The sequence below is a fragment of the Actinomadura soli genome, from assembly GCF_005889715.1.
GTDB lineage: Bacteria > Actinomycetota > Actinomycetes > Streptosporangiales > Streptosporangiaceae > Spirillospora > Spirillospora soli.
Window position 1 is genome coordinate 40896 of record NZ_VCKW01000023.1, and the last position, 11636, is coordinate 52531.

Annotated in this window: 20 protein-coding genes; 16 read left to right on the plus strand and 4 right to left on the minus strand. The window is 65.8% G+C overall.

All coding sequences use genetic code 11. The features are described from left to right. Positions 1-9: 9 nt before the first annotated feature. From ETD83_RS06870 to ETD83_RS06885, 4 genes are all read left to right on the plus strand, one after another. Positions 10-456, plus strand: coding sequence for a nitroreductase family deazaflavin-dependent oxidoreductase (locus ETD83_RS06870; protein WP_138644204.1), 447 nt, complete (start codon positions 10-12; stop codon positions 454-456). Between the two features lie 114 nt (positions 457-570). Next, positions 571-804, plus strand: coding sequence for a hypothetical protein (locus ETD83_RS06875; protein ID WP_138644205.1), 234 nt, complete (start codon positions 571-573; stop codon positions 802-804). 110 nt (positions 805-914) lie between these two features. Continuing rightward, positions 915-1544, plus strand: a complete 630-nt coding sequence (locus tag ETD83_RS06880) for a DUF4360 domain-containing protein (RefSeq protein ID WP_138644206.1) — start codon at positions 915-917, stop codon at positions 1542-1544. A 54-nt stretch (positions 1545-1598) separates the two neighbouring features. Beyond that, a complete protein-coding gene (locus ETD83_RS06885; RefSeq protein ID WP_138644207.1) occupies positions 1599-2162 on the plus strand; it encodes a dihydrofolate reductase family protein in 564 nt (187 codons plus the stop codon). On the opposite strand, the gene ETD83_RS06890 is transcribed toward ETD83_RS06885, so the two are convergent. Together ETD83_RS06890 and ETD83_RS06895 are read right to left on the minus strand one after the other, a co-directional pair. Next, positions 2141-2527 (minus strand): hypothetical protein, encoded by a 387-nt coding sequence (locus ETD83_RS06890; protein ID WP_138644208.1) that lies wholly within the window; start codon positions 2525-2527, stop codon positions 2141-2143. The two genes, ETD83_RS06885 and ETD83_RS06890, sit on opposite strands and share 22 nt — an antisense overlap. Continuing rightward, positions 2512-2874, minus strand: a complete 363-nt coding sequence (locus ETD83_RS06895; protein WP_171064053.1) for an ATP-binding protein — start codon at positions 2872-2874, stop codon at positions 2512-2514. Before ETD83_RS06895 ends, ETD83_RS06890 begins: the two co-directional genes overlap by 16 nt. A 110-nt stretch (positions 2875-2984) precedes the next feature. Here ETD83_RS06895 and ETD83_RS06900 point away from each other — a divergent pair, with 110 nt between their 5' ends. From ETD83_RS06900 to ETD83_RS06950, 11 genes are all read left to right on the plus strand, one after another. Beyond that, positions 2985-3878 (plus strand): helix-turn-helix domain-containing protein, encoded by an 894-nt coding sequence (locus tag ETD83_RS06900; protein ID WP_230420734.1) that lies wholly within the window; start codon positions 2985-2987, stop codon positions 3876-3878. Then, on the plus strand, positions 3869-4051 hold the full coding sequence (locus tag ETD83_RS06905) for a DUF397 domain-containing protein (protein WP_138644210.1): 183 nt from the start codon (positions 3869-3871) through the stop codon (positions 4049-4051). Before ETD83_RS06900 ends, ETD83_RS06905 begins: the two co-directional genes overlap by 10 nt. Before the next feature lie 3 nt (positions 4052-4054). Next, positions 4055-4237: a DUF397 domain-containing protein gene (locus ETD83_RS06910; RefSeq protein WP_138644224.1), complete on the plus strand. Its 183-nt coding sequence runs from the start codon at positions 4055-4057 to the stop codon at positions 4235-4237. A gap of 3 nt (positions 4238-4240) precedes the next feature. Beyond that, on the plus strand, positions 4241-4426 hold the full coding sequence (locus tag ETD83_RS06915) for a DUF397 domain-containing protein (RefSeq protein WP_138644211.1): 186 nt from the start codon (positions 4241-4243) through the stop codon (positions 4424-4426). 1366 nt (positions 4427-5792) lie between these two features. Then, positions 5793-6056 (plus strand): hypothetical protein, encoded by a 264-nt coding sequence (locus ETD83_RS06920; protein WP_138644212.1) that lies wholly within the window; start codon positions 5793-5795, stop codon positions 6054-6056. Further along, on the plus strand, positions 6022-6543 hold the full coding sequence (locus ETD83_RS06925) for a DUF6879 family protein (protein WP_329602684.1): 522 nt from the start codon (positions 6022-6024) through the stop codon (positions 6541-6543). The genes ETD83_RS06920 and ETD83_RS06925 overlap by 35 nt, the downstream gene beginning before the upstream one ends. Positions 6544-6727: 184 nt before the next feature. Beyond that, entirely contained in the window at positions 6728-7105 is a 378-nt protein-coding gene (locus tag ETD83_RS06930; RefSeq protein WP_138644213.1) for a hypothetical protein, read from the plus strand. 3 nt (positions 7106-7108) lie between these two features. Continuing rightward, positions 7109-7627 carry a DUF6879 family protein gene (locus ETD83_RS06935; RefSeq protein ID WP_205717524.1) on the plus strand — a complete coding sequence of 173 codons (519 nt, stop codon included), beginning with the start codon at positions 7109-7111 and terminating at the stop codon, positions 7625-7627. A gap of 7 nt (positions 7628-7634) precedes the next feature. Continuing rightward, positions 7635-8477 (plus strand): helix-turn-helix domain-containing protein, encoded by an 843-nt coding sequence (locus ETD83_RS06940; RefSeq protein WP_205717525.1) that lies wholly within the window; start codon positions 7635-7637, stop codon positions 8475-8477. A gap of 155 nt (positions 8478-8632) precedes the next feature. Further along, positions 8633-8845, plus strand: coding sequence for a DUF397 domain-containing protein (locus ETD83_RS06945; protein ID WP_138644215.1), 213 nt, complete (start codon positions 8633-8635; stop codon positions 8843-8845). 65 nt (positions 8846-8910) lie between these two features. Beyond that, on the plus strand, positions 8911-9342 hold the full coding sequence (locus tag ETD83_RS06950) for a hypothetical protein (protein WP_138644216.1): 432 nt from the start codon (positions 8911-8913) through the stop codon (positions 9340-9342). A gap of 164 nt (positions 9343-9506) precedes the next feature. Here ETD83_RS06950 and ETD83_RS06955 read toward each other — a convergent pair whose 3' ends face one another. Together ETD83_RS06955 and ETD83_RS06960 are read right to left on the minus strand one after the other, a co-directional pair. Then, positions 9507-9941 (minus strand): nuclear transport factor 2 family protein, encoded by a 435-nt coding sequence (locus tag ETD83_RS06955; protein ID WP_138644217.1) that lies wholly within the window; start codon positions 9939-9941, stop codon positions 9507-9509. An 11-nt stretch (positions 9942-9952) separates the two neighbouring features. Next, positions 9953-11035 (minus strand): epoxide hydrolase family protein, encoded by a 1083-nt coding sequence (locus tag ETD83_RS06960; RefSeq protein WP_138644227.1) that lies wholly within the window; start codon positions 11033-11035, stop codon positions 9953-9955. A gap of 99 nt (positions 11036-11134) precedes the next feature. Between ETD83_RS06960 and ETD83_RS06965 the strand changes: the two genes are divergently transcribed. Further along, complete coding sequence (locus ETD83_RS06965) at positions 11135-11611, plus strand: MarR family winged helix-turn-helix transcriptional regulator (protein ID WP_138644218.1); 477 nt, start codon at positions 11135-11137, stop codon at positions 11609-11611. The last annotated feature ends 25 nt before the right edge of the window (positions 11612-11636 follow it).

Sequence of the window (11636 nt, forward strand, 5' to 3'; positions counted from 1 at the left end):
GGAGAAATGATGACGGCGCAGGATGACCAACCGATCCACGACAACCCCACCGGCTGGGTCGCGGCCCACATCCGCACCTATGTCGAGACCGGCGGAAAGCGAGGGCACCTGTACCAGGGACGGCGATCGCTGCTGCTCACCACCCGCGGCCGGAAGTCGGGCCTGCTGCGCCGCACCGCCCTGTTCTACGGCGAGGACGACGGCCGCTACCTGCTGGTGGCGTCCAACGGCGGAGCGGCTCAGCATCCCGCCTGGTACCTCAACCTCAGCGCCGACCCGGACGTGACCGTCCAGGTCGGCACGGACGAGTTCCCCGCCCGCGCCCGGACCGCGACCCCGGAGGAGAAGCCGCCGCTCTGGCGGGCGATGGCCGTGATCTTCCCGCTGTACGACACGTACCAGCGCAAGGCGGATCGCGACATCCCCCTGGTGATCCTGGAGCGCGCCACCCCTTGACCTGGGGAAATGCTCGGTTTCTTGACCCTTTGCTGTGTTTTGTCGTACTGGGGGCGGGGAGGAACCCGTCGTTGACGAAGTACGCGACCGGGGGGAACGCAGATGAAGAGGGTCATGACCGGCGCATTGATCGTCGCCGTCCTGGGAATCGGAGGAGGAGTCGGCGGTGCGGCCGCCGCCTCGTCGTCCAGCGACCAGAACACACGCCAGGACTGCCGCACCTACTCGGGCGTCACCCAGTGCGGCGAGCAGCGGCTCGACGAGAAGCAGCGCGCGTGCGTGACCACGGCGGTCCAGCAGGGCATGACCGAACGCCGCGCCGAGGTGGAGTGCCGCGCCTTCGGCTGACCAGGCGAAGTTAAAAGTCAATAAGAATCGAAAAGGCATCGGTGTTGACGCCTTTCTTTGGCGCTTTTACTGTCGCGATTGAATCCACTGCCTGATTTCGGAGTCATGCCATGACGCATATCTTGCGCAAGGCGATCGCGATACTCGGCGTCGTTGCCGTTCCGTCCACCATGGCCGCGCCGGCCGCCTCGGCCGACCCGCCGCCGCCCGGGGTGAGCATCACCGTGGTGAGCGTCGGCGAGGGCTGCGAGGTCGGGGAGGTGACGGTCCATCCTTCCTCGACCAAGTTCACCGTCCGCTACTGGGGCTTCCACGCCCTGGCGGGACGCGACGCGTCCCCGGACGACAACCGGAAGAAGTGCCAGGTCGTCCTGAAAGTGGCCGCCGGTGTGCCGGGCTTCACCTACGCGATAAGCGGGCTCCACTTCGTCGGATCCGCCGAACTGATGGCCGGAGCGGACGGCGAGCTGAAGGCGCAGCACAACTTCGTGGGCACGCCGCCGTCCCAGACGTGGGTCCACAAGCTCCCCGGGCCCCACGCCGCGCCCTTCAAGTTCGACGACCAGGTCCCCGTGGAGCAGTTGGCCTTCAACTCCTGCGGCGAGGGACGCGACCTCAACCTCGACACGGAGCTGAGCGTGTCCGAGGGCACCTCGGACCCGTCCAAGACCAGCATCATGGGCCTGGACACTCCCGACGACTCCGTCACCTACGACCTCCTCTGGAAGCCCTGCACGTGATGCCGCGCGGCTGAGACACCGATGAGTTCGGCCGTCTCGTAGGGTCACAGTGGTATGCGCAGACTCATCGTCCAAGAACTCATCACGGTCGACGGCTACGTCGCCGGGCCCCAGGGGGAGCTCGATTTCTTCGACTCCGTCTCCGACTACAGCCATGTGGACCGGGACAACCTCCAGATCCTGGAGGAGGTGGACACCGTCCTGCTGGGCGCCGCCACCTACCGGATGTTCGTGCAGTACTGGCCCACGGCCGACGAGACGGTCGCCACCATGGTGAACACCATGCCCAAGCTGGTCTTCTCCTCGACGCTGGACGAAGCGCCCTGGGGGACGTGGCATCCGGCCCAGATCGTCAAGGGCGACGCGGCCGCGAAGGTCGCCGACCTCAAGCGGCAGCCCGGCAAGGACATCATGGTCTGGGGCAGCCTCTCGCTGGCCCGCGCGCTGACCAGGGCGGGCCTGCTGGACGAGCTCCAGCTCCGCGTCGTCCCGGTCGCCATCGGCGACGGCCGGAAACTGTTCCCCGACGATCTGCGCCGCCTGGACCTCGACCTCATCGAGGCCACGCCCTACCCGTCCGGGATCATCTCGACGCGCTACCGCCCCAGGCCCGCCTGACACCGGGCGGCGTACACGCGGTGCCTGAGCAGATCGTCGATCACCGCGGCCGCCGCCGCCACGTCATCGCACGGGTACAGGTAGCCGCGCCGCCCGCGCGGGGCCTCGTGGTACGCCCACGTCCCGCCCGGGGTGGCGAGGACGCTCACGACGATCCCGAGGTCCTCGACCCCGTTCGCGTAGACCCACAGCAGCGGAAGCGGGACGAGGAACTCCTCCGACCGGTAGTACCCGACGAACCGCCAGCCCTTCGGACGGAGCGCCATCACGAGCGCGTCCAGATACTCCATCGCGGTCTCCCGCCCCATCCGCGTCCGCCACCGAAGCAGCAGGCGCTCCGTCCGGGCGCTCAGCACTTCGCCCACGTGGCCTTCCCGTTTTCGAGCAGCGGCCGCGTGCCCCAGGCCGCCGCCAGCAGCGACACCATCAGCAGCCCGCGCCCGCTCGTCGCCGCGTGATCCTCGGGCTGGACCTCGGGATGCCCGTCGCCGTCGTCCCACACCTCGATCACGGGCCGCCCGTCCCGCTCGTCCCGCAGCAGCCGGACGACGATCGGCCCGTGCCCGTGCCGCAGCGCGTTCGTGACCAGCTCGGACACGATGACCAGCGCGTCCGCGTCGTCCGCGATCCCCCACCCCCGGAACTGCTCACCGACGAACCGCCGCGCCAACCCCGGCGCCCGCTCGGACGGCGGAAGGACGATCGTCGGCACCTCAGGCGCAACAACTGTCGGACCCACCTGGCACCACCTTTTGACTCTGACGAGAATTTCCAGCCACAGTCAGCCACAATGGAAGTACTCTGCGTTACAAACCGCAGACCATGAGCGGCAAGTCAGGTGCCTTGCGTCCGACTCACTTGGGTGTTGGTTGGGCGCCCTTTACGAGGGAGGATGAGGACATGGCTCCACAGCGGAAGCGCGGGACCGTCTCGCCGACGCTGCTCGCCTTCGGCCGCCGATTCCGGCGGCTCCGGGAGGCCAAGGGCTGGACGCAGGACGCCCTGGCGCGTCGCGCGAACGACGGCCAGGGCGTAACGCCGCAGTACATCGGGGCCGTCGAGAACGGCCGCACCCGCTGCACCCGCGAATTCGCCGAGGCGATGGACCACCACCTCGACGCGAACGGCGAGCTCCTCTACCTCTACGACGACCTCGTCAAGGACGCCACGTTCCCCACCTGGTTCGACTGGCACACCGTCGAGCCCGAGGCGGACATGCTCCAGTCGTACCAGCCGCTCCTCATCCACGGCCTCCTCCAAACCCCCGCCTACGCCTCCGCTCTCCTAAAGGGCGACAAGGACGCGGTTGAGGCGCGCATCAACCGTCAGAGCGTCCTGACCAGGGAGAGCCCGCCTCCACCCGACTTCTCCGTCCTCCAGGACGAGGTGTCTCTCAACCGCCTGACCGGCAGCCCCGAGATCATGAAGGAGCAACTGGAGCACGTCATCTACCTCGCCGAGCAAGGCGTGGTCACCCTTCAGGTGGTACCGAGCAGAGGCGAGCACCTCGGCAACCTTGGTGCGTTCAACCTCGCTACCATGCCCGACAGGAGCGAAATCGCTTACGCCGACATGGTGGTGCGTGGAGTCACCCTCACCGACCCTGAAGACATCGCGGCTGCCAGTCGAGCGCTCATCTCAGTTCGTTCGCAGGCTCTGTCCGTAGATCAGTCGATCGAATTAATTCGTAAGGTGGTGCAGGAACAATGGACCTGACCAAGGCCGATTGGCGTAAGTCCAGTTACACCGGTCCTAACGGCGGCGATTGTGTGGAACTGGCTTCAGTTCCCGACATGGTGTCCGTCCGCGACAGCAAGGACCCGGATGGCCCGAAGCTGTTGGTGACCCGCCGCGCCTTCGCCGCGCTCCTGTCCGACATCAAGCGGTAGGTGATGGACGTGACCAGCGCTGCATGGCGTAAGTCCAGCTACACGACTGCAAATGGCGGTGAGTGTGTAGAGCTGGCCTCAGTTCCCGACATGGTGGCCGTGCGTGACAGCAAAGACCCTGAAGGCCCGAAGCTGTTGGTGACCCGCCGCGCTTTCGCCGCGCTGCTATCCGACATCAAGCGGTAGGTGATGGACGTGAGCAACGTTGAATGGCGCAAGGCCCGCCGCAGCACCAACAACGGCGGCAACTGCGTTGAGTTGGCTTCCTTTCCAGGGACGGTGGCCGTGCGTGACAGCAAGGACCCGGACGGGCCCAAGCTGCTGGTGTCCCGTCGTGAGTTCCGGCGCCTTGCTGAAGTGATCAAGAGCATCTAGGGCGACGCAAGCCTCCGCCCGTGCGGCAAACGCCGGGCGGATGGAGGCGGATGATGCGGACGCTGGAACTGAAGGACTTCGGTGACCTGATCGGCGGGTGCAGGAGTCAGGCTCTCCACCTTGAGATGCATGACGCCTACGTGCCCTCTGACCGTTGCCAAGGCGGGTTGTTTGCACGCACGAGCCTTCGCTGCCTGCCACCCTGCCGAGCGTTCGGGCCCCCGTACGTGCGCGGGGATCCATAATCGTGCAGGTACGTAGTCAGGTGGCATACGGGCGAGACAGGGGCAGGCATGCGGGTTCAACGGTGGCAGCCATGGGCGGAGACGACGCTCACGAGTGCACAGAGTCCGGCTATCGCGGGCGTAGAGAGCGGCGTAAGGGGCGTCCCGTCCGGTACTCGCATCCTCTTGACCACGGGGGCACAAGTTCAGATTCAGTGGGTGAGGACGTCGCCACCTAGCGGCGACTCTGCCGACCAAGAGGAGAAGATCGTTACCGGTGACGCGCCCGTGCCGGTCGCCGTGCCAGATCTAGCCACGTCCGGCACGCTCAGCACGGCCGACGTGGAACGGCATCTAGCCGCGCTACTCCACAACGGCGCGAACGTGGAAGTAATCGACGTGATCGGATACACACAAGATCCAAAGTTGGGAAGCGAGCGGCAACCCTTTGGGGTAAGGGTGTCCTGTCACTCGGGCGCCTACATATACGGTCTGTTCCGACACATACTCGGACCGGGCCAACAGGCCACATCCGAAAGCGAATTTCGGGTGCTGGAGCGCTTCTGAGGGTGATCTTCATGGCGAACTGCCCCGATTGTGGCGCTTCCACCTCGGCAAGCAAGGGTTCATCGACACCCGCCCATCAAAAGCCAGGGTCACGGCAGTCATGTCCGGGTGCGGGTAAGCCCGCTACGTGACACACGACGGCCCCCCGGGGTACTCATGAGATGAGTACCCCGGGGGGCATTGTTGTACCGCCTCGCCTTAGATGTCGTGTCGGCTGACCACGGGAGGGACTTCATCGTCCAGGGCGTACGGGTGACCAGTGCCGAAGTGCGTAGCCGGATGGATATCCCAGACCACGAAGACTGTGTAGAAGTCCCGAAGTCGGGGGCGCTGAGGGCTCTGCTCAGCGAAGGGTAGACCTTGGAACTGATCACAGGTGAAGCACGACGTGAGTTCCGGCGCCTAGCTGAAGTGATCAAGAGCATCTAGAACGACCCAAGCCTCCACCCCACGGTGCCGTCTCGGTTGCGTTGGCGACAGGACGAAGTGTGGTGTGCGCTACTTGAGGTTGTCCGGTGAGCCGAAGAACGTCGTGTGTTGACGCACGCTGTGCGCAACCACGGTGGGAGGCATCCATGGCTGCTCTACGGTTGCTTGTACTCGACCCCGGCACGGATGGTGGTCACTGCCCTGCTGTTTTCGTGGACGGCACCACGGGTGACCTGCTGTTCCAGGGCTCTCACGTGACGTGTGAGGGTGTGCTGGCGGAGGTCGACGGGCTCAGCCGCATTGGTCCGGACGAGATCGTCGGGCGCATCCCGGCTCGGATGCGGGGAGCCCTCTTGCGAGCGCTGATGGAGGCGGATGATGCGGACGCTGGAACTGAAGGACTTCGGTGACCTGATCGGCGAGTGCACGACTCAGGCTCTCCACCTTGAGATGCGTGACGCGTACGTGCCCTCTGATCCGTCCTTCATAGCTTTCACCGGTGGTCCTGCCCACGATCGCACTCAGCGTGAGCGTGACTGGCACGACTTGATCGCCCCGGCCGTGGCACGAGGCGTTGCGGTGCGCCGGGCGCGGATCGTGTCCGAGCCCGTGACGCCTTACATCAGGTTCGAGCACGCCGTCACCGCGTCGATGAATCTCGCCGCCGGCGAGGAGGTGCGATGGCTCCCGCGCCGTCAAGCATCGGACCTGGCTCTACCGGGCAACGATTTCTGGTTGTTCGACGAACGGCTGGTCCGCTTCCATCATTTCGCGGGTGACGGCGAGCACATCGTCGATGAGCTGACAGACGACGCTGCTGCGATCAAGCTGTGCGCATCGGCCTTCGCCGCCGTCTGGGAACGAGCGATCGATCACCGGGAGTATGCGATTTCCTGACGCCTGAACACCCGCGCCGTCACGCCCTCCTCGCCGTCCCCACCGTCCAGCGTCCAAGCCCCGACCCCGGCCTGCTGTCCGATGATCTCTGCATGCCCGGGCACGGTGGTAGGCATTGACGCCCTTAGCCTCATGTTGGACGCTCAAGTTGAAACATCCGTAAATCCTTGGGCTGGAGGCATCGGTGCGCCTTACGTTCCTGGGCAAGGATTCGAAGCCGGACGAGTCCCCGACGCTGTACGCGACCGACACGGCCACCTACATCGTTCAGGGCTGGGTCGTGACTGATCTTGAACTCCTGGCGAAGCTGGATGTCCCCGAAGGGGAGACGATCGTGGAGGTTCCGCAGGGGCTCTTCGTTCATCTCATCAACGATGGTGTCTCGGGGCGCGTGACAAGCTGGGCCCCACCGATCGTCCACGTGACCACGGGAGGGAACTTCATCGTCCAGGGCATGCGAGTGACCAGCACGGAAGTGCGTAGCCGGATGGATATCCCAGACCACGAAGACTGTGTAGAAGTCCCGAAGTCGGCGCTGAGGGCTCTGCTCAGCGAAGGGTAGACCTTGGAACTGATCACAGGTGAAGCACGACGTGAGTTCTTTAGTACCTTCCGCCGCGAAGCGCTGCACTTGGAGATGCGCGACACCTACGGAACCCAGGCGGAGCAACCCTACTTGAAGAAATGGGTGACCGGGGAACGGGACGACCGGGAGTGGCTCCGACCATGGTTCGAAACGGTGCGGTCCGCCGTCCAAGCGGGAAAAACAATCCGGCGAGCGCGGATCGTCTCAGAGCCCATTACCGACTATCAACGCTGGGTGCTGTCGGACTCGCATCTGTTCACCGAGGCGGGGGAGCAGATCGTATGGGTTCCGCGTCGGCTAGTATCGGGCGTCGCCCTGCCGGGTAATGACTTCTGGCTCTTCGACGAAGCGGCCGCGATCTTTTCCGTCTTCGCTGGAAATGGCGAGGTCGTCGAGCGGCAGCTCTGGAAAGAGCCCGATGTCCTGCGGTTGTGCAAGACGGCCTTCGAGAGCGTCTGGCGCCTGGGCATCCACGACCACGAGTACAAGCCCGTCTGAACCATCCGTGTCCAGCCAGGTGCAGCAGGCCAGGGCGGCATTCGGTGCTCGTCTCCGGGACATGCGCAAGGATGCGCGACTCACGGGGCGGGCGCTCGCCTCGCTCTCAGGTGTCCATTTCACCAAGGTATCCCGCATCGAGAACGGACGGCAGAATCCAAGCGAGGACGACATAAGGGCCTGGTGCAGCGCCTGCAAAGCAGAGGATCAGATAGCCGATCTCATCGCTACCCTTCGAGGCATCGAAGGAATGTGGCTGGAGTGGCAGCGGCAGCTTCGCGGTGGTCTCAAGCGTCTCCAGGAGAAATCCTTCCCCCTGTACGAAGGCACCGCTCGCTTTCGAGTGTACGAGTCGGACGTCATACCTGGGATTCTCCAGACGGCTGAATACTGTATGGAAATCCTCAAAATCGCGGGAGAATTCTACGGTTCGGACGCAGACCTTGATGCTGCCGTGGAGGCTCGCATGGAGCGGCAGCGCTATCTGTACCGTGGACACCGAAGGTTTGCCTTCGTCATCGAGGCGAGGACGCTGACGACCATCTTCGGCGGCGGTGATGTCATGCTCGGACAACTTGACCGGCTTCTCGCTGTAATGACCTTGCCCCGAGTTTCTCTCGGCATCATCCCCAACGACATCGTGCGCCGCCTGTGGCCGGGCGAAGGATTCTGGATCTTTGATGATCTGCTTGTGAAGATTGAGACGACCTCGGCAGGGATCAAGGTCACACAGCCGCGCGAGATCGGACTTTTTGAGAAGGCGTTCACGGTGCTGCAAGGACAGGCCGTCTACGGGCAGGACGCCCGTGGGCTGATCAACGAGGCCATGGCTCGCCTGCAACATTTGTAAACATCCTGGGATGCGGCGGTAGAACGCTCGTAGCGTTTTGGACATGAGCCAGGGCGGACGGCTTCCCGAGCAGGTCACTACACCCGGCCATGCCGTCCGCCGGGAGGTTCCAAGCGCGGTAACGGCCGTGCCATGGAGGCTTCATGGAGGAGCTGATGAAACGACCGTACGAGTTCGTCAAGGGCACGCTGTGCAACGGAGAGAACTCCGGGTGCGGGTGTGTGGAGGTGGCCACCAACCTGGTCGATGACAAGGACGGCGGCGTGGTCGCCGTCCGGGACACCAAGACCGGTGCCGTGCTGGAGTTCGACCGCCACGAGTGGGAGGGCTTCCTCAAGAGCGCCAAGAACAACGAATTCGACATCTAGCGGACATCAGGCGCCGGGCCCCGTTCTGGTTGCTCGGGGCCCCGCACAGCGAGAGGCTCCGATCCGTGGGCATCCGGCCGTTCGACTATGACGGCTACTGGCGGGACGAGACCCGCGATGATTGGCGGCGGCGCGGGCTGCACTGGCACTGTTACGCGTCCCGGATGGACGGCAACGCCTACGGCGACGATCCCGCCCGCCGGGACGTGACCAGCGAGTTGGCTCCCAGAGAGATCCGCGACTGGCTCCGCAAACCGACGCGTGGCATTCGGCGGGCGTCCACGGCGCCCGAGGACGCGGTCGCCTGGCTCCGCGCCCAGTGGGAGCCCATCAAGAGTCAGGTGGGTCGGGAGGCCACGGCGGTCACCGATGAGGCACGGTTCGGGATCGCGCTCTACAACCTGCGATGCGGCAACGACGTTTGCTGGGGGTTCTGGCTGAACGCGTCCGTCCACCTGCACCTCGCCGTCCTGGGCACCGACAGGTCATGCCATTAGCAGCGATACTCCTGGACGATCGGGGTGCGCGGAGTCTTGGCTGTTCCGGGGCTTTGCGGGACAGCAGGGACCCGAACGGGCCGAAGCTGCTGGTGCCCCGGGGCGGGCCCGGAGCGAGCGCGGCTTGCTTCACGGATGCCCGCTCAGGCCCGCTTCGGTGTCTTCTAGAGGGCCCGGTCGAGGGCTTCGGTCAGGGCGACCGGGGTGACTACGAGGCGGTCGAAGCGCCAGCCGTCTTCGGTGCGGCGCGCCTCGTAGTGGTGGTACCCGGCCGCGAGGGCCTCGGTCTTGTCGTCGATGACGAACACGGCGATGTCGTGGGCGCGCACTGTGGCGGTCTCGCCGTCGACCTCGATGATGAGATTGGACTTGCTGTGCAGGGTGCGGACGTACATGTCGTGGCCCGAGCGCACCAGGTCGATGAGCGCCTCGATGCCGTGGGCGTCTCCGCGCGGGGACGTGACGACGACGTCCTCGGTGAAGAGCCGGTCGGTCTCGCCGTAGCGGCCCTCGTCGATCCACAAGCTGTGGCGGGCGACCAGGTCGGCGAGTTCGGCGCGGTCGGCGAGGGCGCGGATCAGGGTTTCGGTGCTGGTCATGATGACTCCTGTCACTTGGTGTGGGTGAGGAAGAAGTCCCGGACGTCCTCGGCGAGCAGGTCCGGCACCTCCATCGCGGCGAAGTGGCCGCCGCGCTCGAACTCCGACCAGTGCCTGATGTCGTACAGCCGCTCGGCCAGCGGCCGCACCGACTGCGTGATGTCGTGGGCGAACACCGCCACGCCGACCGGGACCGGGCACGGCTCGATCCGCCGCGGGGTCTCGCGGGTCAGCCGCGCCGAGGAGGCCGCGGTGGCGGTCAGCCAGTACAGCGAGATGTCGGTGAGCATCCGGTCGTCACTGATCTGCGAGCGAGGGTCGGTCCACTGCGCGAAGCGCTCGGCGATCCAGACCAGCTGGCCGACGGGCGAGTCGGTCAGGGCGTAGCCGATGGTCTGCGGGGTGAGGGCCTGCAGAGCCTGGTACGGCGGACGGTTCGCCATCAGCTGCCGGACCTTGTCCAGCCGGGCTTCATCCGTTTCCGACAGTTCGATGTCGGCGTCCGGGTCCGGCCTGGTCGGCAGGTAGTTGACGTGCACCCCGGCGACCTGGTCGGGTGCGACCGCGCCGAGCGCCATCGAGATGCCCGCGCCGAAGTCGCCCCCGTGGGCGCCGTAGCGCTCGTACCCGAGACGGCGCATGAGCTCGGCCCAGGCCCGCGCGACCCGGACGATGTCCCAGCCGCGCTCATGGGTCGGCCCGGAGAAGCCGAAACCCGGGATGGACGGGATCACCAGGTGGAAGTCGCGCGACAGTGGCTCGATCACGTCGAGGAACTCCAGGAACGAACCGGGCCAGCCGTGGGTGAGGATCAGCGCGAGCGCGTCCGGTTTCGAGGACCGGACGTGGACGAAGTGGATGTTCTGTCCCTCGATCTCGGTGGTGAAGTGCGGAAGCTCGTTCAGCCTGGCCTCGTGCCCGCGCCAGTCGTAGCCGGTGCGCCAGTACACGGCGAGCTCCTTCAGCCGAGCAAGCGGGAAGCCGTAGTCCCACCCGGCGCCGGCGACCTCGTTGGGCCAACGGGTGCGGGAGAGCCGGTCGGTCAGGTCGTCGAGGTCGGCTTGGGGGACGTCGATGCGGAACGGCTTGATCATGGTCTTCAACTCCATGGGGATTCGTTCGAAGCTCGAACGTTCGTGCCACTAACGAAGCTATACTGTTAGTGTCACTAACGCAAGAGGTGGAGGAACCCCATGAGCCCGGCCCCCGAACCCACTCCGGCCCGGCTGCGCGCCATCCCCAGCCGCCTGCTCGCGGGGGCCGCGGTCGCCGCCGACCGGCTCGTCGGCGAGCGGCTGGCCGCCGAAGGCGCTCGCAAGTGGCACTTCGCCGTGCTGGCCGCGCTCGCCGAAGCCGGTGCCGCCAGCCAGGCCGAGCTCAGCCGCCGCACCGGCATCTACCGCAGTGACATGGTCGCCGTTCTCAACGAGCTCGCCGATACCGAATACATCCGCCGCGATCCCGATCCCGGCGACCGCCGCCGCAACGTCATCACCCTCACCCCCGGCGGCCACCGCCGCCTGGAGCGCCTCGACGCGCTCGTCACCGACGCCCAACGCGAACTCCTCGCCCCCCTCACCCCCGGCCAGAGGGACGAGCTCACCCGCCTCCTCACCGTCCTGACCGAGTACCACCGCCCCTCGCATCCCCGCCCGCACGACGCGAAGTAGCCCGTCCAGCCGCGAAGCCCTGAGC

What these genes read in the sequence shown, in the direction of transcription:
- ETD83_RS06870 (WP_138644204.1), top strand. Translation starts at nt 10, where the DNA reads ATGACGGCGCAGGATGACCAACCGATCCACGACAACCCCACCGGCTGG.
- ETD83_RS06875 (WP_138644205.1), top strand. Translation starts at nt 571, where the DNA reads ATGACCGGCGCATTGATCGTCGCCGTCCTGGGAATCGGAGGAGGAGTC.
- ETD83_RS06880 (WP_138644206.1), top strand. Translation starts at nt 915, where the DNA reads ATGACGCATATCTTGCGCAAGGCGATCGCGATACTCGGCGTCGTTGCC.
- ETD83_RS06885 (WP_138644207.1), top strand. Translation starts at nt 1,599, where the DNA reads ATGCGCAGACTCATCGTCCAAGAACTCATCACGGTCGACGGCTACGTC.
- ETD83_RS06900 (WP_230420734.1), top strand. Translation starts at nt 2,985, where the DNA reads ATGAGCGGCAAGTCAGGTGCCTTGCGTCCGACTCACTTGGGTGTTGGT.
- ETD83_RS06905 (WP_138644210.1), top strand. Translation starts at nt 3,869, where the DNA reads ATGGACCTGACCAAGGCCGATTGGCGTAAGTCCAGTTACACCGGTCCT.
- ETD83_RS06910 (WP_138644224.1), top strand. Translation starts at nt 4,055, where the DNA reads ATGGACGTGACCAGCGCTGCATGGCGTAAGTCCAGCTACACGACTGCA.
- ETD83_RS06915 (WP_138644211.1), top strand. Translation starts at nt 4,241, where the DNA reads ATGGACGTGAGCAACGTTGAATGGCGCAAGGCCCGCCGCAGCACCAAC.
- ETD83_RS06920 (WP_138644212.1), top strand. Translation starts at nt 5,793, where the DNA reads ATGGCTGCTCTACGGTTGCTTGTACTCGACCCCGGCACGGATGGTGGT.
- ETD83_RS06925 (WP_329602684.1), top strand. Translation starts at nt 6,022, where the DNA reads ATGATGCGGACGCTGGAACTGAAGGACTTCGGTGACCTGATCGGCGAG.
- ETD83_RS06945 (WP_138644215.1), top strand. Translation starts at nt 8,633, where the DNA reads ATGAAACGACCGTACGAGTTCGTCAAGGGCACGCTGTGCAACGGAGAG.
- ETD83_RS06955 (WP_138644217.1), bottom strand. Translation starts at nt 9,941, where the DNA reads ATGACCAGCACCGAAACCCTGATCCGCGCCCTCGCCGACCGCGCCGAA.
- ETD83_RS06960 (WP_138644227.1), bottom strand. Translation starts at nt 11,035, where the DNA reads ATGATCAAGCCGTTCCGCATCGACGTCCCCCAAGCCGACCTCGACGAC.
- ETD83_RS06965 (WP_138644218.1), top strand. Translation starts at nt 11,135, where the DNA reads ATGAGCCCGGCCCCCGAACCCACTCCGGCCCGGCTGCGCGCCATCCCC.